The organism is Allobosea sp. 05T439 (assembly GCF_056396005.1).
The window spans coordinates 131921-157752 of the sequence record NZ_JBFTKP010000013.1 but is presented as its reverse complement, the minus strand read 5'-3'; the positions used below and the strand labels follow the sequence as shown (position 1 = coordinate 157752).

Annotated in this window: 21 protein-coding genes; 3 read left to right on the top strand and 18 right to left on the bottom strand. The window is 65.8% G+C overall.

Annotation, left to right across the window (positions count from 1 at the left end):
• Window positions 1–79: 79 nt before the first annotated feature.
• Window positions 80–1417: an omega-aminotransferase AptA gene (gene aptA / locus AC1DIO_RS17265; protein ID WP_441507096.1), complete on the top strand. Its 1338-nt coding sequence runs from the start codon at window positions 80–82 to the stop codon at window positions 1415–1417.
• Between the two features lie 12 nt (window positions 1418–1429).
• Here aptA and AC1DIO_RS17260 read toward each other — a convergent pair whose 3' ends face one another.
• A complete protein-coding gene (locus AC1DIO_RS17260) occupies window positions 1430–2983 on the bottom strand; it encodes an ABC transporter substrate-binding protein (protein WP_476853741.1) in 1554 nt (517 codons plus the stop codon).
• Between the two features lie 25 nt (window positions 2984–3008).
• The gene (locus AC1DIO_RS17255) at window positions 3009–4079 is read right to left on the bottom strand and encodes a C45 family autoproteolytic acyltransferase/hydolase (RefSeq protein ID WP_441507094.1); all 1071 of its coding nucleotides are present in this window, start codon (window positions 4077–4079) and stop codon (window positions 3009–3011) included.
• Between AC1DIO_RS17255 and AC1DIO_RS17250 the strand changes: the two genes are divergently transcribed.
• Window positions 4074–5141: an FCD domain-containing protein gene (locus tag AC1DIO_RS17250; RefSeq protein WP_476832515.1), complete on the top strand. Its 1068-nt coding sequence runs from the start codon at window positions 4074–4076 to the stop codon at window positions 5139–5141. The two genes, AC1DIO_RS17255 and AC1DIO_RS17250, sit on opposite strands and share 6 nt — an antisense overlap.
• A 116-nt stretch (window positions 5142–5257) precedes the next feature.
• A complete protein-coding gene (locus AC1DIO_RS17245; protein WP_441507092.1) occupies window positions 5258–6886 on the top strand; it encodes a GMC family oxidoreductase in 1629 nt (542 codons plus the stop codon).
• A 102-nt stretch (window positions 6887–6988) separates the two neighbouring features.
• On the opposite strand, the gene eutC is transcribed toward AC1DIO_RS17245, so the two are convergent.
• From eutC to AC1DIO_RS17165, 16 genes are all read right to left on the bottom strand, one after another.
• Complete coding sequence (eutC, locus tag AC1DIO_RS17240; protein ID WP_441507125.1) at window positions 6989–7771, bottom strand: ethanolamine ammonia-lyase subunit EutC; 783 nt, start codon at window positions 7769–7771, stop codon at window positions 6989–6991.
• An 11-nt stretch (window positions 7772–7782) separates the two neighbouring features.
• A complete protein-coding gene (locus AC1DIO_RS17235; RefSeq protein ID WP_441507091.1) occupies window positions 7783–9171 on the bottom strand; it encodes an ethanolamine ammonia-lyase subunit EutB in 1389 nt (462 codons plus the stop codon).
• 80 nt (window positions 9172–9251) lie between these two features.
• Window positions 9252–10283, bottom strand: coding sequence for an Ldh family oxidoreductase (locus tag AC1DIO_RS17230; protein WP_476853740.1), 1032 nt, complete (start codon window positions 10281–10283; stop codon window positions 9252–9254).
• Window positions 10280–11980 carry a hydantoinase B/oxoprolinase family protein gene (locus tag AC1DIO_RS17225; RefSeq protein ID WP_476853739.1) on the bottom strand — a complete coding sequence of 567 codons (1701 nt, stop codon included), beginning with the start codon at window positions 11978–11980 and terminating at the stop codon, window positions 10280–10282. Before AC1DIO_RS17225 ends, AC1DIO_RS17230 begins: the two co-directional genes overlap by 4 nt.
• An 11-nt stretch (window positions 11981–11991) precedes the next feature.
• On the bottom strand, window positions 11992–14040 hold the full coding sequence (locus tag AC1DIO_RS17220; protein ID WP_441507088.1) for a hydantoinase/oxoprolinase family protein: 2049 nt from the start codon (window positions 14038–14040) through the stop codon (window positions 11992–11994).
• A 184-nt stretch (window positions 14041–14224) separates the two neighbouring features.
• Window positions 14225–15019 carry an ABC transporter permease gene (locus AC1DIO_RS17215; protein WP_441507087.1) on the bottom strand — a complete coding sequence of 265 codons (795 nt, stop codon included), beginning with the start codon at window positions 15017–15019 and terminating at the stop codon, window positions 14225–14227.
• Window positions 15020–15031: 12 nt separating this feature from the next.
• Entirely contained in the window at window positions 15032–15922 is an 891-nt protein-coding gene (locus tag AC1DIO_RS17210) for an ABC transporter permease (RefSeq protein WP_441490857.1), read from the bottom strand.
• Window positions 15919–17001 (bottom strand): ABC transporter ATP-binding protein, encoded by a 1083-nt coding sequence (locus tag AC1DIO_RS17205; RefSeq protein WP_476853738.1) that lies wholly within the window; start codon window positions 16999–17001, stop codon window positions 15919–15921. The genes AC1DIO_RS17210 and AC1DIO_RS17205 overlap by 4 nt, the downstream gene beginning before the upstream one ends.
• Window positions 17002–17021: 20 nt before the next feature.
• Window positions 17022–18002 carry an ABC transporter substrate-binding protein gene (locus tag AC1DIO_RS17200; RefSeq protein WP_441507124.1) on the bottom strand — a complete coding sequence of 327 codons (981 nt, stop codon included), beginning with the start codon at window positions 18000–18002 and terminating at the stop codon, window positions 17022–17024.
• A gap of 132 nt (window positions 18003–18134) precedes the next feature.
• Entirely contained in the window at window positions 18135–18803 is a 669-nt protein-coding gene (locus AC1DIO_RS17195; protein ID WP_441490859.1) for an RraA family protein, read from the bottom strand.
• 12 nt (window positions 18804–18815) lie between these two features.
• Window positions 18816–19622 carry a carbon-nitrogen hydrolase family protein gene (locus AC1DIO_RS17190; RefSeq protein ID WP_441490860.1) on the bottom strand — a complete coding sequence of 269 codons (807 nt, stop codon included), beginning with the start codon at window positions 19620–19622 and terminating at the stop codon, window positions 18816–18818.
• Between the two features lie 144 nt (window positions 19623–19766).
• Window positions 19767–20654 (bottom strand): LysR family transcriptional regulator, encoded by an 888-nt coding sequence (locus tag AC1DIO_RS17185; protein WP_441490861.1) that lies wholly within the window; start codon window positions 20652–20654, stop codon window positions 19767–19769.
• 215 nt (window positions 20655–20869) lie between these two features.
• Window positions 20870–22369: a M81 family metallopeptidase gene (locus AC1DIO_RS17180; RefSeq protein ID WP_476853737.1), complete on the bottom strand. Its 1500-nt coding sequence runs from the start codon at window positions 22367–22369 to the stop codon at window positions 20870–20872.
• Window positions 22370–22433: 64 nt separating this feature from the next.
• Complete coding sequence (locus tag AC1DIO_RS17175) at window positions 22434–23279, bottom strand: ABC transporter permease (protein WP_069880984.1); 846 nt, start codon at window positions 23277–23279, stop codon at window positions 22434–22436.
• Window positions 23276–24208, bottom strand: coding sequence for an ABC transporter permease (locus AC1DIO_RS17170; protein ID WP_441490864.1), 933 nt, complete (start codon window positions 24206–24208; stop codon window positions 23276–23278). The genes AC1DIO_RS17175 and AC1DIO_RS17170 overlap by 4 nt, the downstream gene beginning before the upstream one ends.
• A 36-nt stretch (window positions 24209–24244) precedes the next feature.
• Window positions 24245–25828: an ABC transporter substrate-binding protein gene (locus AC1DIO_RS17165; protein ID WP_441507084.1), complete on the bottom strand. Its 1584-nt coding sequence runs from the start codon at window positions 25826–25828 to the stop codon at window positions 24245–24247.
• Window positions 25829–25832: the final 4 nt, after the last annotated feature.

Sequence of the window (25832 nt, the reverse complement as noted above, 5' to 3'; positions counted from 1 at the left end):
TTTCGTACGGAATAAAGACAGTATCGCCTCTCGCCAATGGCGCGCCCGTGATGGGATCGCCCCGCCCGAGGATCGCTTCATGCCAGCCACCGCCCTTCGCAGCGAAACCGACCGCAGCAACGCTCCGGACGCCTTCTGGATGCCGTTCACGCCGATGCGCGGCTTCAAGCAGGAGCCGATGCTGTTCGAGCGCGCCGAGGGCATGCACTACTTCACTCCCGAAGGGCGCCAGGTCCTCGACGCGATGGCAGGCCTCTGGTGCGTCAATGCCGGCCACGGCCAGCAGCGCATCGTCGAGGCGATCCGTGAGGCGGCTGGGCGCCTCGATTTCGTCTCTTCGTTCAAGATGAGCCATCCTGCCGCGCAGACCTATGCGGCACGGCTGTGCGATTTCGCGCCCGAGGGGCTCGATCACGTCTTCTTCGTCAATTCCGGCTCCGAGGCGGTCGATACCGCGCTCAAGATCGCACGCGCCTATCACCATGCGCGCGGCGACGCGCGCCGCACCAAGCTGATCGGCCGGGCCAAGGGCTATCACGGCATGGGTTTTGGCGGGCTTTCCGTGGCAGGCCTCGGCCGGCACAAGCGCGGCTTTGGCCCGCTGCTGCCGGAAGTCGCCCATCTCGCCCTACCCTATGATGCCGGCATGGCGTTCTCGCGCGGCCAGCCGGACACCGGCGCGGCCTATGCCGAGGAACTCGAGCGCGTGCTCGAGATGAACGACCCGGCCAGCGTCGCGGCCGTCATCGTCGAGCCGGTGACCGGCTCGGGCGGCGTCTACGCGCCGCCGAAGGGTTATCTCGAGCGCCTGCGCGCGATCTGCGACAAGCATGGCGTGCTCCTGATCTTCGACGAGGTCATCACGGGCTTTGGACGCCTCGGCACCCCATTCGCGGCGCAGGCATTCGGCGTGACGCCCGATCTCATCACCTGCGCCAAGGGCATGACCAATGGGGCGGTGCCGATGGGCGGCGTCATCGTCTCGAATACGGTCTATGATGCCTTCATGGCCGGCCCGCCCGAGGTGATCGAGCTGTTCCACGGCTATACCTATTCGGCTCACCCGCTCGCTTGTGCCGCTGGGCTCGCCACGCTCGATGTCTTTGCCGAACAGGGCATCGTGGCGCGCGCAAAGGCGGCAAGCACGCATTGGCAGGAGCGTGCGCTGGCGCTCAAAGGCTCCCCGCATGTTGCCGACATCCGCAGCATCGGCCTGCTCGGCGCCGTGGAGCTGACACCGCGGCCAGGGCAGCCCGGCGCGCGCGGAGCGGCCTGCGCCAAGGCCTGCTATGAGGCAGGTGTGCTGGTGCGCGGGTCGGGCGACACGATCGTGCTGTCGCCGCCGCTCATCGTCTCGGAAGGCGAGATCGACCTGGTTTTCGCGACCATCGCAACTGCCCTGCGCAGCATCGATTGATGCATCGGCTCTTCAGGACTTGATAGCAACCTCCCAGGCCCGCACGCGCGACTCCCACGGCACGAAGCCGGAGACGCGCGCCGTCGAGGCCCAGGCTTCGATCGAGTTGAACAGCATCACCAGCGGCACGTCGTCGATCATCCGCTTGTGCAGTTCGTCGAAGATCTTCTGACGCTCGGCCGGGCTCTCGATCTTCGAGGCCTTGTCGAGCAGCGCAATCACAGCGGGGTCATCCCAGACCTTGCGGGGCTGGTCCGCCTTCGGCCCGGTGAAATGCTCGAAGCTCAGCGCCGGGTCGAGCCGCGCCGAGTAGGAATGCACCATCAGCTGGTAATTGCCCTTGAGGAAGCGATCCATATGGGTCGCCCACTCCACGACATCGATGTCCGAGTTGACGCCGACGGCCTGGAACATCGACTGCAGCACGACTGCGATGTTGAAGCTTGGCGCCGATTTACGGTTATTGGTGGTGATCTTCAGCCGCTCGCCCTTGTAGCCGGCCTCGGTGAGAAGCTTCTTMGCACGCGCCGGATCGTAGCCGTGCGAGAGGTTCTGCACGTCGCTGTGATAGGCCGACTTGGCGTGGATCGTGGAGTTGTTCGGCTGCACGCCGAGATCGGAGACGATCGCGACGAGCTGGCTGAAATCGATGGCCGCCGCAAGCGCCTGGCGCATCGCCGGCGTCCTGAAGATCGGGTCATTGGTCTGGAAGAGCAGTGCATGGCGCGCTGCCGTGGTCGCGGTCTGGACCGTTATACCGGGAGCCTTCTTCAGCTCGGAGACATCAGAGCCCAGCACTTCGGCGATGTCGATCTGGCCTGCGATCAGGCCGGCCTTCACCGAGGCTGCATCCGGGACGACCAGGAACCTGACCTCCGGAACGAGCGGCCGCTTGCTGCCGGCAAAGCCGTCGAGGCCGCCGGGCAGCGACTGGTAGCCAGCGAAGCGCATCAGGCTGATCTGCTGGCCCCGCCGCCACTCGCCGAACTTGAACGGGCCGGTCCCGACCGGTGCTTTCCACGACCCGTCAGGATTCAACGAATCCTTATGGATTACTGCGGCGCTGCCGCAATCGGTGCGCGCCAGCGAGAACAGAAAGAGCGCGTTGGGCTCGTTGATGCGCATTCGCACGGTGGTTGGCGACACGGCTTCGACCGCTTCGACCTTGAGCCCGCTGCGGCCGTCGAAATCGGCAAGGCAACGCCATTCCGTTTTCGGGTCCATATATCGCTGCCAACTCCAGACGACGTCCGCGGCGGTCAGCGGCGCACCGTTGTGGAAGGTCAGTCCCTTGCGCAGTTCGAAGGTGTAGCTCAACCCATCCGGTGAGGTCTCGACCTTCTCCGCCAGCATGGGCCCGACGGTGCCGCCTTCGCGATAGGCGACCAGCCCTTCGACCATGTGGAGGGTCACCGCGTCGCTGTCGTCGTCGCGATTGACGCCCGGATTCGTGCCGCGAATATCGGCCCTGAGAGCGATGGTCAGGGTTTGCGCTGCCACCGGAGCACTCGACAGTGCCGCGAGCAGCGCCATCGCCGCAATGCGCGTTCGTGAAGCACGTCTCATGAGCAAGGACCTCCCAATCCCCGTGTCAGGCCGCAGCCGCGACGGCGACCGGATCGCCGGAAAGGCTGTAGCGGGTGAAGTGTCGGTTGAGCGCGGGCAGCGGCGCCACCTCCATGATGCCGAGCCCGGGCTCCATCACGATCATCGCGACGCTCGCCGTCAAATCACCGGTCGCTCCGGCTCGTGGCGGGCGACAGACGGCATAGGGCGACAGGAAATCGTCGAAGAGCGCGGCCTTCAGGTCCTCCCGCGTCAGGAAACGCTGCGGCTCGGTCAGCAATCGCCTGACACGCCAGTCGCGGTAGTGACTGTCGGGTGAGCCGAAGCCGGTATCGCGTAGCTTGGCAAGCGCGACCGGACTGATCCAGTGATTCGCGTGCACGATGAGCCCATCTTCCGGGTAGACCGGAAAGGCCTCGTCCGGGGCGCATTCGAGGTCGATGGCAAAGCCCCGGTCCTGGCTCAGCATCATATTGGTCGAACAGGCCTTCGGCGTGGTCGCCATCACCTTCATCGCCAGTGCCAGGTGCTCCTGCTCCAGTGCCTTGCGGCGCACCAAGGCGAGCGGAACGCCTTCCTGGCGGTAGTCGCGATCACTGCGCAGATAATTGCCGGTCACGCAGATGCCGGCTTCGTTCATGCCGTGACGGCCAAGGCCGCCCGCCTCGACGAAAGTGAGCAGATCGGGCCCATCCTGCCGGTGCACGCGCAACACGATCGCGGTTTCCGCGCATTCCGGCTGCCAGTCCCAGTTCTGCCCCTGGATGATGCTCCCGCTCCAGCTTCGCTCCGGCAGGATGATGGCGCCGGTGCAGCCATCGGCCATCTTCTCCTCCTCCTCCTCCTCATCGTCCTCATCGATGGGGCGGGAGGCAAGGAGGCGCGCCTTGGCGACGATCTCGGTCCGTGCATTGATCATGATGATCGCCGAGAGGTCGAGGCCGGCCCCATCGGCAATGCCGCGCATTTCCTCGAGATAGGCCTCGTCGAAGGCAGCAATTCCCCGGCTGAACTCGGCGATCAACGCTTCACGTTCACCTGGCTTCGATCCGAGCCTGTCGAGCTGGCCTGCGTAGAACCGTGCGCTGCGATGCACGCGATCTGTCACCGCCGCACCATGTTGCCGCCCTCGCTCGTAAGGCGACCCAGATACCGAGACGAAGGGAAATGGTGCAATCATCCACAGGCTCTGTGTTTTTTATTGCAGTTATATACACTGGACCATCGCCAAACCTTATTGTCAATGGCAAGAAAGGGAAGCTTCGGAGACGCCCACGTGTCGAGCGGACTGCATCGCGAAATCATTGGTGACATCCTGCGGCTCGGTCGGGACGAAGGATGGGCGGTCGATGCCGCGGTCGGAGAAAAGCCACTGGCCGCGCGCCTCGGTGTTTCACGAACGCCTGTGCGCCGCGCCCTGATCGATCTCAGCGAACGCGGCATTCTGCGGCGGGAGCTCGGCTCGGGCTTCAAGCTCAACCGCCCGATCGATGCCGCGGTCATCGCGGAATGCAGCAATGACGCTGACGGCGGCGCGGAGCTCTACCGGAAGATCCTGAACGACCGCGCCTCGGGCCTGATCCCGCTATCGGTGACGGAGAACGCGTTGCTTGTGCATTTCGGCGCGTCGCGCGGCGAAATGCGGCGCGCTTTGTTGCGCCTCTCCGCGGAAGGAATCGTCCAGCGCCAGCGCGGCCATGGCTGGCAGTTCTCGGAAAGCCTCGATAACCCGCAGGCTATCCTCGAGAGCTATGCCTTCCGCGAGGCGGTCGAGACCGCGGCGCTCAGCCAACCCGACTACCGCATCGATGGCGCCGCTCTGGAAAAGATGCGCAACGCGCATGAGGCGCTGATGCGCAAGCCCGCCTCCGAGATCGCKCCGGACATGTGGTTCCAGGTGAATGCGGAATTCCATGAGACGCTCGCCTCATGGTCACGCAACCGCTTCTTCCTGCAGGCGGTCAAGCGCCAGAATGCCCTGCGGCGCATGCATCAGTTCGTMGACTTCCCGCAATTGACGCCTGACCAGATCAAACAGTCCTGCGAGGACCATCTCGCCATCCTCGACGCTTTGGCCGCGGGGGATCGGCCGCGTGCCGTCGCCCTGCTCTCGGCCCATCTGAGCCAGGCAGCACAGGACTGGCGCAATCAGAACTAAAGACGCATGCGCGCCCTTGCCCCGGGGCTTGGCTTTTCCTTCGGTCTTCCTGATGGTTCGGGCGCCGCTCCCGAAAGGTGGCAAAGCCCACGCCTCTCCTTTGCCAGCAGGATGCCATGTCTGATCGCAGGAATATCGGCACCTTCGACTATGTCGTGATCGGTGCGGGGTCGGCGGGCTGCCTGCTCGCGAACCGGCTCTCGGCCGATCCATCCAAGCGCGTGCTCGTGCTGGAAGCCGGTGGCATGGACGACTGGATCTGGTTCCACGTCCCGGTCGGCTATCTCTACGCGATCGGCAATCCGCGTGCCGATTGGCGGTTCCAGACCGAGCCGCAGGCGGGGCTGGGCGGCCGGGCGCTCGCCTATCCGCGCGGCAAGGTCGTCGGCGGCTGTTCGGCGATCAATGCGATGATCTACATGCGCGGCCAGGCGGCCGATTATGACGGCTGGCGGCAACTCGGCCTGCAGGGCTGGAGCTGGGACGACGTACTGCCCTATTTCCTGAAGCACGAAGACCATATCGCGCCGCCGCCCGGCGGATTGCATCGCTCCGGCGGCGAATGGCGCGTCGAGAACCCGCGCGTGCGCTGGGCGATTCTCGATGCCGTCCGGGATGCGGCACAAGCGGCGGGAATCGCCAAGATCGACGACTTCAACACCGGCGACAATGAAGGGTCGGCCTATTTTCAGGTCAACCAGAAGCGCGGCCGGCGGGTGAGTTCCTATCGCGCCTTCCTGGTTCCGGCGCTTGGCCGCTCCAATATCCGGCTGGAAACCCATGTGCTGGTCGAGCGCATCATCATCGAGGAGGGCCGCGCTCGCGCGGTCGAATTCATCCATCAGGGTGAGAATCTGCGGGTGGACGTGAGTGGCGAGGTCGTGCTGAGCGCCGGCGCAGTCGGCTCACCTGCCATTCTCGAGCGATCAGGCATCGGCGACGGCGAACGGCTCCAGGCTCTGGGCATCGAGACGCGGCGCCATCTGCCGGGCGTCGGCGAGAACCTTCAGGACCATTTGCAGATCAGGCCCGTCTACAAGGTGGAGGGCGTGCGCACCCTCAACAGCGACTATGCGAAACTCTGGCGCAGGCCGCTGATGGCGCTGGAATATGCGGCGCTGCGCACCGGGCCGCTGACCATGGCGCCCTCGCAGGTCGGAGCCTTCGCCAAATCCTCGCCGGATTACGCCACGGCCAATCTCGAATTCCATTTCCAGCCGCTTTCGCTCGACAAATGGGGCGACGGGCTGCACCCGTTCGGCGCCTTCACCGCCAGTGTCTGCAACCTGAGACCTTCGAGCCGTGGCAGCGTGCATCTGAAGAGCCCCGACGCGAGCGACGCTCCCGCTATCTCGCCGAACTATCTCGCAACGGATGAGGACAGGCAGGTCGCGGTCGATGCGCTGAAGCTCGCGCGCCGGATCGTCGCGCAGCAGCCGCTCGCACGATTCAAGCCCCAGGAACATGTGCCTGGTCCCTCGGTGACGTCGGATGCGGAGCTTCTGGAGGCGGCAGGCCGGCTCGGCACGACGATCTTCCACCCGGCCGGAACCGCCAGGATGGGACGAGACGACGATGCCGGCGCCGTGCTCGACGAACGCCTGCGCCTGCGCGGTGTCGAGGGCCTGCGCGTCATCGACGCTTCCGCGATGCCGCGCATCACCTCGGGCAATACGGCCGCCCCGACGATGATGATTGCTGAAAAGGGTGCCCAGATGATCCGGGACGATGCCCGACGACGTTGACGACCCCGCGGCGCAGGAACCTGCGGTCAGCCTGGCTGGGGCATGCAGGGGGCCGGCTCGAGGTTGCGGCAGAGTCGCGATGAGGTCGACATCAAGACGGATTCATCCCGTCGTGATTGAAGGCCTGGTCGCTGCCTGACCCGCCTCCAATGCAGGCTCGCTCTCGTCCTTGAGTTCGACGCCTGTCAGCGAACGCCTGAGCGCTTCCCGTGTAAGCCAGGCGAGCTTGACGGCCGCGTGTTCGAAGGAGAGCCCGCCCGGGCGGATGTTCGAGACGCAATTGCGCGTGGCATCGCTCAGGCCGCGCCGCGGCGCGAAGGTGAGATAGACGCCAAGCGAGTCCGGTGAGGACAGGCCGGGTCGCTCGCCGATCAGCACCGCGACGAGGCGGGCGCCCAGTGCCTCGGCCGCCTCGTCGCCCAGCGCGACGCGTGCCTGGCTCGCAATCACGACCGGCGCGAGTGTCAGCCCCTGGCGCTGCAGTAACGGCAGCATCGCGGCGATGAGCGGCGCCGCATTCTGCTGGACTGCCGTCGAGGACAGGCCATCGGCGACGACGAAGGCGAAATCGAACGCACCGCGTCGGGCCTGCAGCATCGCCTGCGCCTCGGGAGAGAGACGCCGCCCGAGATCGGGTCGCCGCAGATAGAGATCGCGCGAGGGGGCGGCGCTCTCAACCTGCACCGTCTCCAGCGATAGCGCTGCGAGTTCGGCCGCGACCTCTTCGGGGCGGAACGGGATATGAACCGCGTCGCGTGCCTGCGCATGGGCGAGGCCGAAGCGCAGGACCTCGCGCGTCGGCAAGGAAGCACCCGCGCGGCCGAGCGCAATGCGGGCCGGCGTCAGCCGCGTCAGCGCCGCCCAGCGCTCGTCGGCCGGGAGCATGTCGTCGCCGCTCACGCCGCCTGCCCCTGCATGGCCGCCAGCAAGGCCTGCCCACCCCGCCCGCTGCTCAACCGCCCGGCCTCATCCGTGATGTCCATGCGTCGCAGCCAGGCCTCGAACTCGGGTGCGCGTCGCAGCCCGAGCACCTCGCGGACATAGAGTTGGTCGTGGAAGGAGGTGGACTGGTAATTCAGCATGACGTCGTCGGCGCCGGGCACGCCCATGACGAAATTGACCCCGGCCGTGCCGAGCAGGGTCAGAAGCGTGTCCATGTCGTCCTGATCGGCCTCGGCATGGTTGGTGTAGCAGACGTCGCATCCGAGCGGCACGCCCATCAGCTTGCCGCAGAAATGATCCTCCAGCCCGGCACGGATGATCTGCTTGCCGTCATAGAGATATTCCGGGCCGATGAAGCCGACGACCGTGTTCACCAGCAGCGGCTCGAAGGGCCGGCAGACGGCATAGGCCCGCGCTTCCAGCGTCTGCTGGTCGACGCCGTGATGGGCGTCGGCCGAGAGCGCGGAGCCCTGTCCGGTCTCGAAATACATCACGTTGTCGCCGATTGTGCCGCGCTTCAGCGAACGCCCGGCCTCCAGGCCTTCCTGGAGCACAGACAGCGAAATACCGAAGGATTCATTGGCCTTCTGCGTGCCGGCGACGGATTGGAAGACGAGATCGACCGGCGCGCCCTGCCCGATCAGCGCGATCGCACTGGTGACATGGGTCAGCACGCAGCTTTGCGTGGGAATGTCGAAGCGGTGGATCAACTCGTCGAGCAGGCGGACGAGATCACCGAGCACCGGCAGGGAATCGGACGCCGGGTTGATGCCGATCACGGCATCGCCACAGCCATAGAGCAGCCCGTCGATCGTCGAGGCGAGGATGCCGGCGGCATCGTCGGTCGGATGGTTCGGCTGGAGGCGCACGGCCATCGTGCCGGGCAGGCCGATCGTGTCGCGAAAGCGCGTGACGACCCGGCATTTGCGGGCAACCAGGATGAGATCCTGGTTCCGCATCAGCTTGGAAACGGCGGCTGCCATTTCGGGCGTCACGCCGGGTGCGATAGCGGCCAGGACCTCCGGCGTCGCCTTCTCCGAGCAGAGCCAGTCTCGGAACTCGCCGACCGTCTGCGACGCGATCGGCGCGAAGGCGGCCGCATCATGGGTATCGAGAATCAGGCGGGTGACCTCGTCGTCCTCGTAAGGCACCAGCGCCTCATTGAGAAAGGTTCGCAGGGGCAGGTCGGCGAGCGCGATCTTCGCCGCCATGTTCTCTTCCATGCTGGCGGCGGCGATGCCGGCCAGCATGTCGCCGGAACGCAGTGGCGTCGCCTTCGCCATCAACTGCTTCAGATCGGCAAAGACGTGGACATGCCCTCCGACCGTGACGCGGTATGTCATCAAGCTGTCCCCCGGATCCTGCCCGTACGAGTGTGGGAGCGGCCGTGCCGGAGCGCAAGCCGCGCCACCCCATGCAGAGCCTATGCCGGTCTGGCGTAGGCCTCGATCGTGTCGAAGAGCTTGCGCGAAATGATGATGCCGTCGGTCGCCGTGCGTGTGCGGGCGCCGGCGCGACGCTCGCCCGGCAGGCKGGCGCCGGGCTGACCGGCCACCGCATCGAACAGGCGCTCGAGGCGGGACGAAGCGCCCTCGCCCACCAGTTCGCCAGGGTCGATCGCGATGAAAAACTGGCCGGTGCGGGGCGAGCCGCCGAGATTGTCGGCGAAGGAGGACGCATCGATCGAGAGACTGGCGCCGGTCAGCCAGGCTGCGAAGACCTCGACGATCAAGGCAAGGCCGGCGCCCTTGTAGCCGCCGGACGGGACCATCGAACCACCGGCCAGCGCGGCCTTGGGATCGGTCGTCGGATTGCCGTCCCTGTCCAACGCCCAGCCGAGCGGGATCGCCTCGCCGCGCTGCTGTTGGACGACGATTTCGCTCTTGGCGACGACGCTGGAGGATTGGTCGAGCACCAACGGCTCGCGCCCCGCACGTGGCACCGCAAAGGCGATCGGATTGGTGCCGAAGACCGGCGTGGCACCGCCCGCCGGCGCGATCGAGGCCGGAGCGTTGACGAAGGCCAGGGCCAGCAAGCCATTCTGCGCGATGCGTTCGACATGATAGCCGACCACGCCGCAATTATAGGAGTTGGTGACGGCGAGGGCGGCGATGCCCTGGGCCTTTGCCGCCTCGCACAAAGCCGGCAGGCCGAAATCGATCGCCGGATGGGCAAAGCCGCCCTTGGCATCGATGCGGACCAGGCCCGGCTTCGGGCTATCGAGCACGGGGCGCGCCTTCCCGTCGATCTTGCCGACGCGGGCGTGTTCGCAATAGGTCGGCAGGCGCGCGAGGCCGTGGCTATGCACGCCTTCGGCCTCCGCCGCGACGACGGAAGCCGTGATCGGCGCTTCGTTGCGCGGATCGACCCCGCAGGCGAGCAGCACGCGCCGCGTCAGCGCCTCGACCTGGGCGAGCGTCATCTGAACGCCGTCGGCGGAACTCTGCGTGTTCATGCCGCCTCCTCCTTGTCCTGTTCGGCGCCGTAGAACCGGGACGCGGCCTTCGGCGTCACCAGCCCGTMGGAGAGGTCCTTGGCGAGGCGCTTCGGATCGCGCCGCGCCGGATCGCCGAAGCCGCCGCCGCCGGATGTCTCGATGGTGACGGTGTCGCCGGCCTTCAACGGGATGCCCGAGACCTTGGATTGGAGAGAAAGTTTCGAGCCGTCCGCGCGCGTCACGGTGGTGCGGCTGAGCGAACCGGGCTCTCCGCCGCCAATGCCATAGGGCGCATGCCGGAAACGCTCGAAATTGGTCGAGAGCGAGCCCTCGGCCGCGTCCAATCGCCATTCCCGCACGAGGCCCAGCCCGCCACGGAATTCACCGGCGCCGCCGGAGTCGGGAATGAGCCCGTATCTGGTGAAGGTCACCGGGTACTTGGCCTCGACCATCTCGATCGGGGCATTGGTATTGTTGTGCAGGCCGCAGGAGAGCGCGCTCGCGCCGTCGCCTCTGGCATGTCCGCCCCAACCGCCAACCTCAATGTCGAAATAGACCTGGCGCTTGCCCTTCGGGTTCGTCGTCTGCAGCGCGTAGACATAGGAGATCGCGTAATAGGCAGCCGGGATGCGCTCCGGCATGATCTGCGCCAGCGCGCCGAAGACGGCGGTCGCGATGCGATGGTTGACGACCATGCGGCCGGCGACGGGCGCCGGGAAGACCGCGTTGACCACGCTGCCTTCCGGCAGCTTCACGGTGACGGCGCGATAGCAGCCGGAATTGGCCGGGATCTCGCCGCCGAGTGCCGCCAGCAGCGCGTAGTAGACGGCCGAGCAGGTCATGGCGGGGGTGTTGTTGACCGGCCCCTTCACCTGCGGGCTCGACCCCTCAAAATCGAGCGTGATGGTCTCGCCGCGCTTGATGATCTTCACCGCAAGGCGGATCGGCTCTTCCGACTGGCCATCATCATCGACCAGTTCGACGAAGGAGGATTCGCTGTCGGGAAGCGCCTTCAGCGCGGCGCGCACCATGCGCTCGGAGCCGTCGAGGATGGCCGACATTGCGGCTGCGAGCGAGGCGGAGCCGTATTTGCGGGCCATGCGCGCCACGGCCCGCTCGCCGATGCCGAGTGCGGCGATCTGCGCGTTGAGGTCGCCGCGCGTCTCGTCGGGCTGGCGCACATTGTGCAGCAGCATCTCGAAGACGCCGGTGTTGAGCACGCCTCTGTCGACGAGGCGCAGCGGCGGGATGCGGATGCCTTCCTGGAAGACCTCCGTCGCATTGGCATAGTAGCTGCCGGCCGCACCGCCGCCGACATCGACATGGTGGCAGAGCGTACCGACGATGCCGACCCGTTCGCCATCAACGAAAACCGGCCGGAAGGTCTGGATATCAGGCAGATGCTGGCCGCCGGAATAGGGATCATTGGTGACGATGACATCGCCGTCGTTCCACTGGTCGAGTGGAATGAAGCGATCGAGGATCGTGCGCAGGCAGTCCGACATCGAGTTCAGGTGAACCGGGATGCGCGCGGACTGGGCGATGTTGCGGCCTTGCGCATCGAAGACGGCGGTCGAGAAATCCAGGATTTCGCGAACCACGGTCGAGCGGCTGGTGCGCCAGATCGTGATGCTCATTTCCTCGGCCGCAGCGACCAGCGCATTGCGGATGACTTCGAGGCGGACGGGGTCGATGCCCTTGAAAATGTCGCTCATGGTGTCGGGCCTCACTGCGCGGTGATGCGGTCGGCGATCAGGGCGCCGGCGGAATGGGTGACGATGTTCCAGCCGGCCGGCAGGTAGATCGAGGTGTAGGGCTCTTCGACGACGGCCGGGCCGCTGACGGGATCGGTGGTGCCGATTGCATCGCGCTCCCAGACCGGGGTGTCGACTGCCGCTCCCCGGCCATGGACCGGGCGCGACTGTGCGGCCGGTTTCGCGGAGCCGGCGGCCTGGCGCGCCGGCACGGGCTTGGCCAGCGCTCCCACTGCCTTTAGGCGCAGGGCGACGATTTCGACCAGGACCTCGGGCTCGTCATAGGAAAAGCGCTGCTTGTGCAGGGCGTGGAAGGAGGCACTCGCCTTGGCGACACCAGCGGCCGAGAAATCAGCCTCGTCCAGCGGCACACGCAGGTCGAAGGCCTGACCGGCATAGCGCAGGTCGACGGCCCATTCGAAACGGCGTGCCGCGGGCGCGACACCGTCCTCGGCGAGCAGCGCTTCCGCCTCCGTGACGAGGCGGGACGCGGTCGCTTCCAGGCCCGGCGCGAGTTCATCGAAGAGGCCGATCTGCGTGGCGCCGAGATCATGGGCGATATCGGACCAGAGGATGCCCCAGGCCGAGAGCGTCGAGGCATGGGCGGGGAAGATGACACGGCGGATGCCGAGTTCCTCCGCCACCTCGCAGGCATGGACACCACCGGCACCGCCGAAGGACAGCATGGCGAAATCCTCGGGGTCGAGCCCCTTCTCGAAGAGCGAGAGCCGGATCGCCATGGCCAGCGCCGAATTCGCGACGTCGATGACGCCGGCCGCGGTCCTGTCGACGGAGAGCCCTAGCGGCGCCGCCACGGTTTCGGCAGCGCGCCGCGCGGCCTCACGGTCGAGCGGCATCGCCCCGCCCATGAAGCTCTTGCCGTCGAGCCGACCGAGCAGGAGATTGGCGTCGGTCACGGTGAGCGCGATACCACCCTTGCCGTAACAGGCCGGGCCGGGATCGGCTCCGGCGCTGTGCGGGCCGATGCGCAGGCGATTGCCGTCATCGACCCAGGCGATCGAGCCGCCACCGGCGCCGATGGTGCGCATCTCGATCATCGGCAGCCGCACGGGCAGGCCATCGACCTCCCCCTCATTGACCATCGAGACCACGCCGTCATGGACCACGGAGACGTCGAACGAGGTCCCACCCATGTCAACCGCGACGAGATTGGGCTCGCCGAGCTCGGCCGACAGGCGCCTGGCCGCCGCGGCACCGCCGCTAGGGCCGGAGAGCAGCAGGCGGGCGGGCTCACGCCCGGCCTTGGCCAGGCCGGACACACCACCATTGGACTGGACGAGGTAGACCTGAGTCTGCGGCACCTCCTCGGCGAGGCGCCCGGCGAGACGGTCGGTATAGCTCTGGACGATCGGCACCAGCAGCGCGTTCAGCGCCGTGGTCGACATGCGTTCATATTCGCGGATCTCGGGCGAGATGTCGCTGGCGAGTGAGATGGCGACGCCCGGCAGCAAGTCAGACAGAATCTCGCCAACGCGCCGCTCATGGGCCGGATTGGCATAGGCGTGCAGCAGGCAGACCGCGACCGACCTGACGCCGGCCCTGGCGATTTCGGACGCGATCCTGCGAACGCCGTCCTCATGCAGCGGAGTAATGATCCGCCCGTCTGCACCGACGCGCTCCTCGACGCCGAAGCAGAAGCGGCGGGCGACGAGCGGCTCCGGCTGCTCCAGGGTGATCGCGTAGACGTCCTTGCGGCCGTGCCGGCCGATCTGCATCACGTCTTCGAAGCCCGTCGTGGTGACCACTGCCCCGAGTGGCAGCTTGCGTTCCAGCACCGCGTTCGTCGCGATCGTGGTACCGTGCAGCAGATATTGCACTGCTTCCAGCGGGAAACCGAAGCGCTCCGACGCTTGGCGGATGCCGGTGAGGAGGCCGACGGACGGATCCTTCGGTGTACTCGGGGTCTTGATCTGGTGGATCGCGCCGGTACCGGCATCGAGGATCTCGATATCGGTGAAGGTGCCGCCGATATCGACGGCGATGCGGATATCCTGTTCCATCAGGCAAAACTCCAGGGTTCCCGCTCGCGCCGCGAGCAGGCCAGGTTCGAAGAGTGGGCGTTTCGGCGCGGCGGCGGGCCCTGCCCGACCGCCTTCAGTGTTCGGCCGGGCTAGCGGCCTGCTTCATGACAGCTCGAGACCATGCGGCTCCCTTTGTCCGGCCGTCCTGATGCGACCAAGGTGTTCATTTGACGAAGGTCTTGGCGAGGCCGGAGGTCCGGTCGACAACCAGAACGACGACGAGCGTGAGCACGACGAGCAGCACGGACAAGGCCGCGACCAGCGGATCGGCCTGCTGTTCGACGCGGTGATACATCGCAACCGGCAGCGTCGAGATGCGGGGGCCGGTCATGAAGAGCGAGAGCACGACCTCGTCGAAGGAGACGAGGAAGCAGAGCGCCGTGGTGCCGACAATGCCCGAGCGCATCATCGGCAGGGTGACGCGCCGAAACACCGTCAGCGGCGAGGCGCCCAGCGTCGCGGCCGCTTCCTCGACCGGGATCGGCAGGGTGGCGAGAGCGGTCGAGAGCACCCGGATGGCGTAGGGCAAGGTCACGACCAGATGCGCTGCAACGAGACCCTGGAAGGTCGCGAGTAGGCCATATCCGGAAAACACGATCAGGATCGCCAGGCCGAGCACGATCGTCGGCAGCAGCAGCGGCGCGGTGAACAGGCTCGACAGGAATTCCGCGCCGCGCGGCTTGAGCCTGACCAGGGCATAGGCCGCCGGCAGGCCGATCAGCAGGCTGAGCACGGTCACCAGGAAGGCGAGCAACAGGCTCGTCCAGAAAGCGGAGACCATCTTCCCGTCCGCGAAGATCGCCGGGTACCATTTGGTGCTCCAGCTCGAAGGCGGGAACATCATGTAGCTGTCGCCGGAGAACGAGATCGGTACGACGACGATCAACGGCGCCAGCAGGAAGATGAACATCGCACCGGCGAGGATCTTCAGGGCGGGAGAAATCGGGCGTTCGTCCATGATGTCCTCCCCTCACATGATTGCGCGCAGGGCGCGGGTGTAGAGCACGAGAGCACCGCCGAAGATGACGAGCACGAGGATCGAGAGCGTCGCGGCGAGCGGCCAGTTCAGCGTCACGATGGCCTGGTCGTAGATTTCGGTCGCAAGCAGGAAGACACGGCCGCCACCGAGCAGCTTCGGCGTGATGAAGGATGAGACAGCCAGCACGAAGCAGAGCAGCGACCCAAGCGCGATGCCCGGCAGGGTCAGCGGCACGACGATATGGCGAAACACCTTCCACGGCGGCGCGCCGAGCGTGGACGCAGCCTCCTCGACACGCGGATCGAGCCGGCCGAAGCCGGCAAGCAGCGCGAGGATCATGTAGGGCATCAGGATCTCGGTCAGCCCGATCACCACGCCGGTCTTGTTGAACATCAGCTTGAGCGGCGCGATGCCGATGGCACCGAGCGCATTGTTGACGAGTCCGTTTTCCGAGAGGATCGCGACCCAGCCATAGGTCCGCACCACCGCCGAAGTCAGCAGCGGCGAGATCACCAGCACGAGCAGGATCGTGCGCCATGTGCCGCTGGAGCGATGAAGATAGAGCGCGATCGGATAGGAGCAGACCAGCGTCATCAGCGTGATTCCGAGGCTGACCAGGATGCTGTTGAGAATGAGCTCGGCGTAGAAGCTGTCACGCAGCACCGAGGCCCAGGTCGCGAGCGTATAGACCTCGACCATCGCGCCCGTCGCCTGCGACTCGTAGAACGACATGCGCAGGAGGTTGAAGACGGGTGCGAGGAAGCCGAAGGCGTTCACGAGCGCGATCGGCAGGAGCAGCAGCACGACCAGCGGCAGGCCGCTGCTCCGCTCCGCGGCCGGCATCGGGGCCGCCATCGCTGCGGCTGGCGCGACGGCGCTCATGCTGCCGCTCCGTAGACGAAGATGTCCTGCGGCCGCCAGGACAGGGTCACCGGGCGGCCCGGCTCGATCACGCTCTCGCCGCCGCGGGTCGCGAGCTCGACCGAGACGATCTGGCCACCGACATCGACGTCATATTGCAGGATGTCGCCGGCGAAGATCGCGCGGGCGACGGTGCCCGAAACGTGCTGGCGCGCGGAATCCGCGGCTGCAGCAGTGTCCGGCGAAAGCCCGAGGCGATGCGGGCGGATCATCACCTGCACCGGTCCCTCGAGGCCGGCGGGAGCGGCTATGCGCTGGCCTGCGAACTCGGCCGCGCCATTGCGGGCGACAGCCGTCAGGCGATTGCTGCGGCCGACGAAGCTCGCGACGAAGGCCGTATTCGGCGTCTCATAGAGTTCGACCGGGGTTCCGAGTTGTTCGAGCCGGCCCTGATTCATCACCACGACCTTGTCGCACATGGTCAGCGCCTCGACCTGATCATGCGTCACGAAGATCGCAGTGATGCCGAGGCGCTTCTGGATGTCGCGGATCTCGTTGCGCATCTCGTCGCGCAGCTTGGCATCGAGATTGGAGAGCGGCTCGTCGAGGAGCAGGATCGAGGGACGGATGACGAGCGCACGCGCCAGCGCCACGCGCTGCTGCTGGCCGCCGGAGAGCTGGGCCGGCCGGTGCTCCTCCTTGCCGGTGAGGTGGACGAGCGCGATCGCCTCCTTCACCCGCTTGGCGATCTCGCCCTTGTCGACTTTGCGCATCTCGAGGCCGAAAGCGACGTTGCGCGCCACGCTCATGTGCGGGAACAGCGCATAGCTCTGGAAGACCAGACCCATGTCGCGCCGATGCGTCGCGACCTCGGTCAGGTCGCTGCCGCCGACGACGATCCGTCCGGAGGTCGCGGGCACGAGGCCCGCGATCATTCTCAGCGAAGTCGTCTTGCCGCAGCCCGAGGGGCCGAGGAAGGCGACAAGCTCGCCCTTCGGCACCTCGAGATCGAGATTGTCGACCGCGACGAAGTCGCCATAGCGCTTGGTCAGGCTCCGGATCGAAAGGAAGCCCTCTGGTGCATCGGTTCGGCTGGTCATGGTCGACATCCTCCTTTGGCTCAGCGGCTCAGCGGGATCACCTTGCGGCGCCACTGGTCCATGATCGGCTCGCGGACCTTGGCGAGTGCGATCCAATCCACCGGGATGACCTTGTCCATCGACTTCACCGCCGTGCGCGCGATCGCGGCGTCCGAGATCTGCGCCTTGGCATTGGTCGGCGCGTAGAACATCGCTTCCGTGAAAGCCTTCTGCGCCTCGGGGCTGAGCGCGTAGTTGATGAACTTCGCGCCGGCATCCTTGCCGGGGCCGCCGGCGACCTGGTTGACGGTGTTGATCTGGAAGACGCTGCCTTCCTTCGGCAGGGTCGCACCGAGCTTGCCGTTCGAGGTGTCGATGTTCACCTGCGCACGGGCGTTCCAACCGGCGCCCACCGTCGCCTGGCCGGAGATGATCGTGACATAGACCTCGGGCTTCGGCTCCCAGGTCTGCACGTTGGGCGCGATCTCGCCGAGCGCGGCGATGCCCTTGTCGACATTCTTGAGATAGTCGGTGCCACCGCGCGCCTTGTCGGTGATCAGCACGAGCGAGAGGCCCTGGATGTCAGGCATGCCGGGGATTGCGACCTTGCCGGCGAACTTCTTGTCGGCGAGGTCCATCCAGGACTTCGGCGTCTCCTTCACCGTATCGGTGTTGTAGAGCAGCACGAGGTTGTCGAAGGTCACGGCGACGCCGTCGACATCGGCAATGCGCGCGCTGGGGTAGAGATCGGCGACGTTCGGGGTGTTCTTCTCGTCGATCTTGGTGAGCAGCTTCTCGTCGGTCGCAGCCTTCGAGACCGAGACGTCCATGATCACGACATCGGCCTGCGGCGCGGCCTTCTGGGCGCGCAGGTTGCCCAGCATCTGGGCCGAGTTCGGCATCGGGAAATATTCGACCTTGATGCCGGGATTGGCCTTCATGAAGGGCTCGACCACCGCCTTGGTGTAGCGCTCCTGGAAGAGACCGGAATAGGCCATCACCGTCACGGTCTGCTGGGCCATGGCGGTGCTTGACAGGAGTGCGGTCGCGAGCCCGGCTCCGATCGCGATCTTGGCATATGTCTTCATGCGACTTCCCCTCTGTTTATGGTTGCGCGAGCGGCTTTGTGCCGCCCGCTTCGACATGTCGGACATTCAGACCCTGGCGAGCTTGCCCTCGACCATGGCGGTAGCGCCGGAGATATCGGGCAGCTTCTCGCCCTTGCGCAGGCGCTCGAGCAGGACGAGTTCCTGCTCCTGCATTTCGATGGCGCGGCGGGCATAGGCTTCGGCCGTCGCGGCCTTGAGGACGACAATGCCGCTCTCGTCGCAGAGCACGGCATCCCCCGGCTCGATCGTCTGGCCGCCGACGCTGACCGGAACGTTGATCGCGCCCTCGGTGCCGAGGATCTTGGTCGTGATCGGCGACGGACCGCGGCACCACATCGGCATGTCGGTCTTGACGATCTCGGAGAAATCCGTGGCCGGGCCGTCGATGACACCGGCAGCCACTCCGGCATTCTTCATGGCGTGGGTGACGACGCCGCCCCAGCAGGCATGCTTGGTGTCGCCGCAGCGGTCGATCACGACCACATCGCCCGGACGGACGAGCTTGGTCAGGTAGTGCAACGCGGTCGAATCCGCGTGTGGGATGCGGATGGTGACCGCCGTGCCGGCGATGCGCTTGGTCGGCAGCACCGCGCGGATCTCGCGGTCGACGAAGCCTGAATGCAGGACATGACCGATGGTCGCGACTTCGCATTTCTCGAGCAGCGCAACGAGGCTGGCCGGAATCTGCGCCGGCATGGGATTGACGATGAACATGCTGCGCTCCGGTCAGCCGATGACGTGATGATTGGCGACGGGGACCGCAGCGCGGACCTTGGCGGTGTAGTCGAAATCGAGCCTGGCGCTCGTCGTGCCGATACCGTCGGAAGCCTGGGCGGCGATATGGCCCCAGGGGTTGATGACCATGGAATGGCCGTAGCAGGCGTTCTTGCCCTGCGCATGGGTGCCGGTCTGTCCGGTCGCCAGGAACCAGGTCTGCGTCTCGGCCGCGCGGGCCCGGGCCAGCAGTTCCCAATGGTCCTTGCCGGTCATCAGGGTGAAGGCGGCGGGCAGCACGATCAGATCGGAACCGGCGTCGCGCAGCTTGCGGAAGAGCTCCGGGAACCGGATGTCGTAGCAGATGGCGCAGCCGACCGTGGCGTCCCCGACCTTATAGGTCACGACCTCCTTCCCACGCGAGACCATGTTGGACTCACGGTAGCTCGAGCCGCCGGGAGCATCGACATCGAACAGGTGGATCTTGCGGTAATGCGCGATCTGCTTGCCATCGGGACCGAAGACGAGGGTCGCATTGAAATAGTCGTCACCGTCGCGCTCGCAGACGCTGCCGGCATGGATGGTGACGCCGTGCTTCTCGGCCAGGCCCGACATCAGGCGATAGCTCTCGCCGTTCGGAAAGGTCTCGGCGCTCTCGCGCATCGCCGCCGGACTGCCGTCCAGGAAGGCGTAGTATTCCGGCAGTACGATGAGATCGGGATGGTCCTCGGCGACGACCTTCTCGATCATGGCCCGGGCCGTCTTGAGGTTCGCGGACTTGTCGTCCTGCGAGTTCATCTGGATGAGCGAGACTTTCAACGGCGTTCTCCCTGCAGGTGTTGCCGCAGCAGAACAAACGCGAGCCGGCCCGGCAAACGCGAAATTCTTGTTCGCCTCGACAAGAATTGCTTATGAGAACGCCAGCGCCATGCCCTGCCGTTTCCTTGGGCATCCGCCGTATGGTCAGTTGGAGGCCGCGATCTCGACGGCCATGTCCGCGATCAGCGCCGGTAATGTGTTGCCCGGATCATCGGCGAAAACCGCGTGGAAATTCAGCGGCGGCAAGCGCGCATCGACATCGAGAACGCGTAGATCACCCGTCTCCAGGAACTCCTGCACGACGACGCGCGGCAGCACGGCGATGCCGACGCCGTCGCGGATCAGCCGCGTGATGGTGGCGAGCGAGTTGGAGTTGAAGATGCGGATCGCGCTGGGGTCAACTCCCGCCGTTTCGATCACCCGCAGCACGGCCTGATGCGGTTGGGAGCCCTTTGAATAGGCAAAGATCGGATAGTCGACGAGATCGGCGATCGCGAGCCTGCCGGGCTTGAGGGGCAGCTTCGGCGAGGCGATCCAGAGGCATTCGAAGGTGCAGAGCTCGATATTGCGGATATGGGGAGCGACGACCGGCCCCATGACCAGGCCGAGATCGATCTGACCGTCCTGGATCTGGCGCGCCAGGTTCAGGCTGGTGTCGACGTTCAGGTCGATCGTGACGTTCGGATAGGCTTCCTTCACGCGCTCGATCAGCCGCGGCAGCCAAGCATACACGACAGAATCGATCGCGCCGATCAGCACCGTCCCGCGCTCATTGCTGGCGTCGCCGATCGTGCGCTGGAAGTCATTGACCATGCGCACGATCGCTTCCGCCTGCGCCAGGGCGCGCTGGCCGTGCGGTGTCAGGCTGACATTGCGCAGGTCGCGCTCGAACAGGCGGACGCCGAGATCACGCTCCAGGGTGGCGATGCGGTTGGAGACCGACGCCTGCGTGGTGCAGAGCTTGTCCGCAGCGACGGAAAAGCTGCGCAGCCTTGCAACCCAGACGAAGGTTTCCAGGAATTTCAGATTCACGTTGGGCCAGCCCTCATCCGCCTTGGTCACCCATCGACCATGCGAGCGCAACCGGCAAGCAACCGATGCGCGTGACATGAAGACCGATACAGCCGGACCATAGCGACCCGGTGGCGGGATGGCACGCAGGGATGCCGCTGGCGGGCCGCCAGCTGGCCCCGGAGTTGCGTGTCGCCGCTCCGAGGGACAGTGAGGCGCCGCGCCCTTATCTCAGGTCAGCCGGCGAGCTGCATGTCGCGGTCGAGCGGGAAGATCGGCCGGCGGACATGCTTGTAGGGCAGCTTGGTCAGGTCGGGCGTGCAGAGTGCACCGCTGTCGCAGACCACGACCTTGCCGGCGATCGGCTCGAAGGCGGCACGGAAATGCTGCATGGATTTCAGCCCGACCACCCGTTTCGCAACCGGGTCGATCCCGAAGGCGCGGAACTGCTGCAGGTCGAGCATCTGGGCCGGGAAGGTAGCAACGAGGATGTCGATGCCGCCGACACGCAGCACGGCAGTCGTGCCCCAGCTTCCCTTCAGCCCGCCGAGCATCGGCCCGTCACCGACGAAGTCGCCATCGCTCAACAAGAGAAGCGTGCCTTCGAGCGCAAGCGGTGCGCCCCCGACGCGCGGATCGGTCTTGCCGCCGAGCCGGATCGAGACGCGGTCACCGACCGCGTGGCGATGCAGCTCCTCGGCGGCTTCCGGATCGATGATCGGGCCGAAGCAGGCATCCTGGACGTCGGCCGCGATCATCGCGCGCAGCAATTCGGTGGAGTCGCCATAGCCGCCGCCGCCCGGATTATCCGCGTAATCGGCAATGACCAGCGGGCCGTCCTTGGAGTCGAAGGCATTGGCCTGCCGGGCCGCCTCCTCGACCGTGAGATAGGTGTTCACGCTCTCGAAGCGCCGCGTCCACATGTCATGGACAAGCTCCTCGGCGAAGGCGTGGTGGGCGGACAGATCCCCCTGCCCCGTCACCAGGACGGTCGGGCCGACCTCCTCGATATCGGCATTGCCGAAGGCGCCGTTGACGCTGACGGCGAAGACATCGGGCTTCTGCTCATAGGCACGTGCCCGCGCGATGCGCTCGACCATCGGCCCGATATCGGTGCGCCCGCCATTGATCTCTTCCAGCATCGGGCGATGGGCGCGAATGGTGACCGGCCTGATTTCGCCGGTCATGGCGCGCTGCAGAATGCCGGCGGCCTGCCTGGCGCAGTCGCGCACATCGACATGCGGATAGGTCTTGTAGGCGACGATGATGTTGGCGAGCGCGGCCATCTTGGAGGTGACATTCGCATGCGGATCGAGCGTGATGCCGATCGGCAGGTCCGGCCCGACCACGGCGCGCAGACGCTCCAGCAGTTCGCCCTCGCCATCCTGGTCGAACTCGGTGACCATGGCGCCGTGCAGGCCGAGCAGGATGCCGTCCAGCCGGTCCTTGTTCTGCTTTGCGGCCTCGATGATGACGCTGGCGATCCGCTCATAGGCATCGCGCGTCACCGGCCCGCAGGGCTGCGCCGAGGCGCTGATCGTGTGGATCACCGTCCAGCCATTGGGGCGGCCGATATCGAGGAAGCCGGCGATCGGCGTGTTCGCCTCGCTGCGGGCCGCAACGGCCTCGTMGCCAAGCTGGATATTGCGGGACGCGAAGGCGGCGTAATCGGCCGGCTTGCGGCTGAACGTATTGCTCTCATGCGAGAATTCGGCGGTCAGGACAGTGAAGGACATGGCGCTTCCTCATACGTTTCTTCTGGCGGATCGGAACGGACAGTAAGCGGCGGACGGCAGGGTCTCAGCCGTCCCGCAGCGGCCGGCGAATATCGAGCGCCTCGATCAGGGCATCGCCGAACAGGTTGATGGCGATGACCGTCGCCGCGATGACGAGGCCGGGAAATATGATGATCCAGGGTGCGATGAAGATCTGCGCCGTACCGGAGCTCATCATCGCCCCCCAGCTCGGCAGGGGCGGCTGAGCGCCCAGGCCGAAGAAGCCGAGCGTAGCCTCGAGAACGATGGCATCGCCCGTCGCCAGCATTCCCGCCACGATCACCGGCGTGATCGCATTCGGCAGCAGATGACAGAACAGGATGCGGGCCGGGCTGGCGCCGATATTGATCGATGCCTCGATGAAGACTTCGTTCTTCAGGGTCATCACCTGCGCCCGCGTCAGGCGCGTGAACTGGGCGAGATAGGCGATGCCGATCGCGATGGCCGTGCTGTGCAGACCCGGACCGAGAATGGCGATCAGGATCAGCGCCAGCAGGATTTCCGGGAACGACCAGGTCAGATCGACGATGACGGTGACGATCCGGTCGAAGACGCCGCCGAAATAACCGGCGGCTGCGCCGAGCGATGCGCCGACGGCGACCGAGAGCGAGATCGACAGCACGCTGACGCTGAGCGAGGTGCGCGCGCCCTGGATGATGCGGGAGAGCAGGTCGCGTCCGAACTCGTCGGTGCCGAGCCAATGGGCGGCCGAGGGTGGCGAATTCGCCAGGCTCAGATTCTGGCTCGCATAGTCATAGGGTGCGATCCAGTAGGCGAGCAGCGCGCAGAGCACGAGCCCGAGGAGGAAGAGCGCGCTGAGCGCTCCCCGTGGCGAACGCGCGATCCGCGCGGGCAGCGAAGACCGGCTCATCGGGCACCCATCACTTCGCGCAGCCGCGGATCCATGGCTGCCTGGACAAGGTCGCCGAGCAGCGTGCCGAGCATCACCGCGATGGCGAGCATCAACAGGCAGCCCTGGACGAGCGGATAATCGCGCTGGCCGAGCGCGGTGATCAGCAGCGATCCCAGCCCCGGCCGAGCGAAGACGAACTCGACCGTGACCGCGCCGCCGAGGATCCAGCCGATGCGCAGGCCAAGGATGGTGGCGACCGGCATCAACGCATGCTGCAGGACATGGCGGAGCTGGATGCGCCAGAACGGCAATCCCTTGGCGTAGAGCACGCGAACGAAGTCGCGATTGGCCGTCTCGATCATCGCCGCACGGGTGACGCGGGCGATCAGCGCAGTGCCGCCGATGCCGATGGTCAGCACGGGCAGGACGAGCGCCTCCCAGCTGCGCGCACCGGAGACCGGGAACCACTCGAACTGGACCGCGAACATCAGGATCATCAGCAGCCCGAGCCAGAAGCTCGGAAGGGTCGAGCCGAGCAGGATCAGCCCCATCACGGCCCGGTCGAACAGGCTGTCGCGAAAGGAGGCGGCGAGCACGCCGACCGTGATGCCGATGATCGTGGAGAACATGAAGGCGAGCCCGCCGAGAGCAAGGCTGTGCGGCAGGTTCTCGGCGATCAGCTTCGCCACCGGCTGGCGCAGCACGATCGCATCACCAAGGTCGCCGGTGACGACCTTGCCGAGCCAGCGCAGATATTGGGCAATGAGGGGCTGATCCAGCCCGTATCGCGCAATCATCTGCGCCTGCTGCTCGGGCGACGACCCGACCTGGATGATGTGGTCGAGCGGGTCGCCCGGCACGAGATGGATGATCAGGAAGATCACCAGCGACACGGCCAGGAAAACCGGCACGAGCAGAAGCAGTCGCTTGATCGCGAATTGAAGCACGGCGCCCTCTCCCGCTCGAACCGGTCCGCGAACCCGTCAGTTGACGGGTTCGATATCGACGATCGACTGGCTCGACAGACCCGAACCGCGGATCTTCTCCGGCATGGTGACGCGCTTGCCGTGAGCAAAGAGCTGGACCGGCTGGTAGATCGGCGCGAACGGATACTGGGACAATACGTATTCGTGGTACTTGGTGAAGTTGACGACGCGCTCATCCCAATTGCGCGACTTGTTCATTGCGATGTCGTTCAGCTTCTCGGCCTCGGGATCGTTGAACATCGAGACATTGGGATAGCCGAGGCGCTTGGCGCTGAAGAACCAGTCGACGATATCGGCATTGGTCCAGAGATAGGCGCGGACCGCGAGCTGGTGGTCGGTCTTCTTGCGGTATTGCGAATTGATCGTGCTGGAATCGAGGATCGTGATGTCGGCTTGCATGCCGACCGCCTTGAGCTGGGCTTGAAGAACCTCGGCCAGTCGCTTGAATTCCGTGCCATTCTGGGCCCAGAACTTGACCTGGAGCGGCTTGCCGTCCTTGACGCGGATACCGTTGGGGCCGAGCTTCCAGCCGGCCTCGTCGAAAAGCCGCTTCGAGCGCTCGGGGTCGTAGCTGATCTTGTATTTCGGATCGACCTTGGACTCCTGCAGCGAGGAGATCAGGAAGGTGTCGGCCACTTCGCCGAGCCCGCCATAGAGGCTCTTCATGATCTCCGCCTGGTTCACGGCGAAGGCGGTCGCCTCGCGAACCTTGATGTCGGTGAAGGGCTCCACGCTGGTGTTGATCGGCATGTAGACCAGCTCGGTGCCCGGGATGGTCACCACCTTGATCGACTTGTCCGCCTGCATGCGCGGCAGGAAGTCCGTGGGGACGGCGACGATCAGGTCGGCGCCACCGGTCTTCAGCTCGAGATAGGCGGTCGATTCCTCTGCGATCTCACGAAAGGTCAGCTTCTTGAACTTGGCCGGCCCCTGGTTCTTCGAAAGGTCGGAGGCCCAGGCATAGTCGTCATTGCGGACCAGCACGGTCTGCTGGCCGACCGTGAACTGCTGCAGCTTGTAGGGGCCGGTGCCGACGGCCTCGCTGACGCCGAACTTGTCGCCGAGCGCCTGATAGGATTTCGGCTCGGGAATGCACATGAACGAGCTCGCGAGGTTCGAGAGCAGGTTCGGGTCAGGGTTCTTCATGTGGAAGCGCACGGTGAGGTCGTCGATGACCTCGACGCGCTCGATCGCCTCKACGGTGAAGGCGTTCTCGGTGCCCTTGAACTGCGGCACCCACCATTCGATCGTCTTGGCGTTGAAGGGCTCGCCATTGTGGAACTTCACGCCGGGCTTGAGCTTGAAGGTCCATTGCTTGCCGTCGGCCGAAGTCTCCCACGACGTCGCAAGCTGACCGTGGAAGCTCTGGTCGGCATCCTGAAGGACCAGCCGGTCATAGATCAGCGTCGTCGCCGTGTTCAGCTTCGTCGCCTTGATCGGATTGTAGGTCGGCGCGCCGACCCAGCGTGCCGTCAGCACGAAGGTCGCTTCCTGCGCGACGACAGCCGACAACGCTCCCGAGATCGCCGTCCCGGCCAGCGCGAGAGCCAAGGCAGCTCCGCTCACCTTCATCTTCGTCATGACG

What these genes read in the sequence shown, in the direction of transcription:
- AC1DIO_RS17215 (WP_441507087.1), bottom strand. Translation starts at nt 15,019, where the DNA reads ATGGACGAACGCCCGATTTCTCCCGCCCTGAAGATCCTCGCCGGTGCG.
- eutC (WP_441507125.1), bottom strand. Translation starts at nt 7,771, where the DNA reads ATGCTCCCGGCCGACGAGCGCTGGGCGGCGCTGACGCGGCTGACGCCG.
- AC1DIO_RS17205 (WP_476853738.1), bottom strand. Translation starts at nt 17,001, where the DNA reads ATGACCAGCCGAACCGATGCACCAGAGGGCTTCCTTTCGATCCGGAGC.
- AC1DIO_RS17175 (WP_069880984.1), bottom strand. Translation starts at nt 23,279, where the DNA reads ATGAGCCGGTCTTCGCTGCCCGCGCGGATCGCGCGTTCGCCACGGGGA.
- AC1DIO_RS17245 (WP_441507092.1), top strand. Translation starts at nt 5,258, where the DNA reads ATGTCTGATCGCAGGAATATCGGCACCTTCGACTATGTCGTGATCGGT.
- AC1DIO_RS17235 (WP_441507091.1), bottom strand. Translation starts at nt 9,171, where the DNA reads ATGACATACCGCGTCACGGTCGGAGGGCATGTCCACGTCTTTGCCGAT.
- aptA (WP_441507096.1), top strand. Translation starts at nt 80, where the DNA reads ATGCCAGCCACCGCCCTTCGCAGCGAAACCGACCGCAGCAACGCTCCG.
- AC1DIO_RS17220 (WP_441507088.1), bottom strand. Translation starts at nt 14,040, where the DNA reads ATGGAACAGGATATCCGCATCGCCGTCGATATCGGCGGCACCTTCACC.
- AC1DIO_RS17195 (WP_441490859.1), bottom strand. Translation starts at nt 18,803, where the DNA reads ATGTTCATCGTCAATCCCATGCCGGCGCAGATTCCGGCCAGCCTCGTT.
- AC1DIO_RS17210 (WP_441490857.1), bottom strand. Translation starts at nt 15,922, where the DNA reads ATGAGCGCCGTCGCGCCAGCCGCAGCGATGGCGGCCCCGATGCCGGCC.
- AC1DIO_RS17200 (WP_441507124.1), bottom strand. Translation starts at nt 18,002, where the DNA reads ATGGCCCAGCAGACCGTGACGGTGATGGCCTATTCCGGTCTCTTCCAG.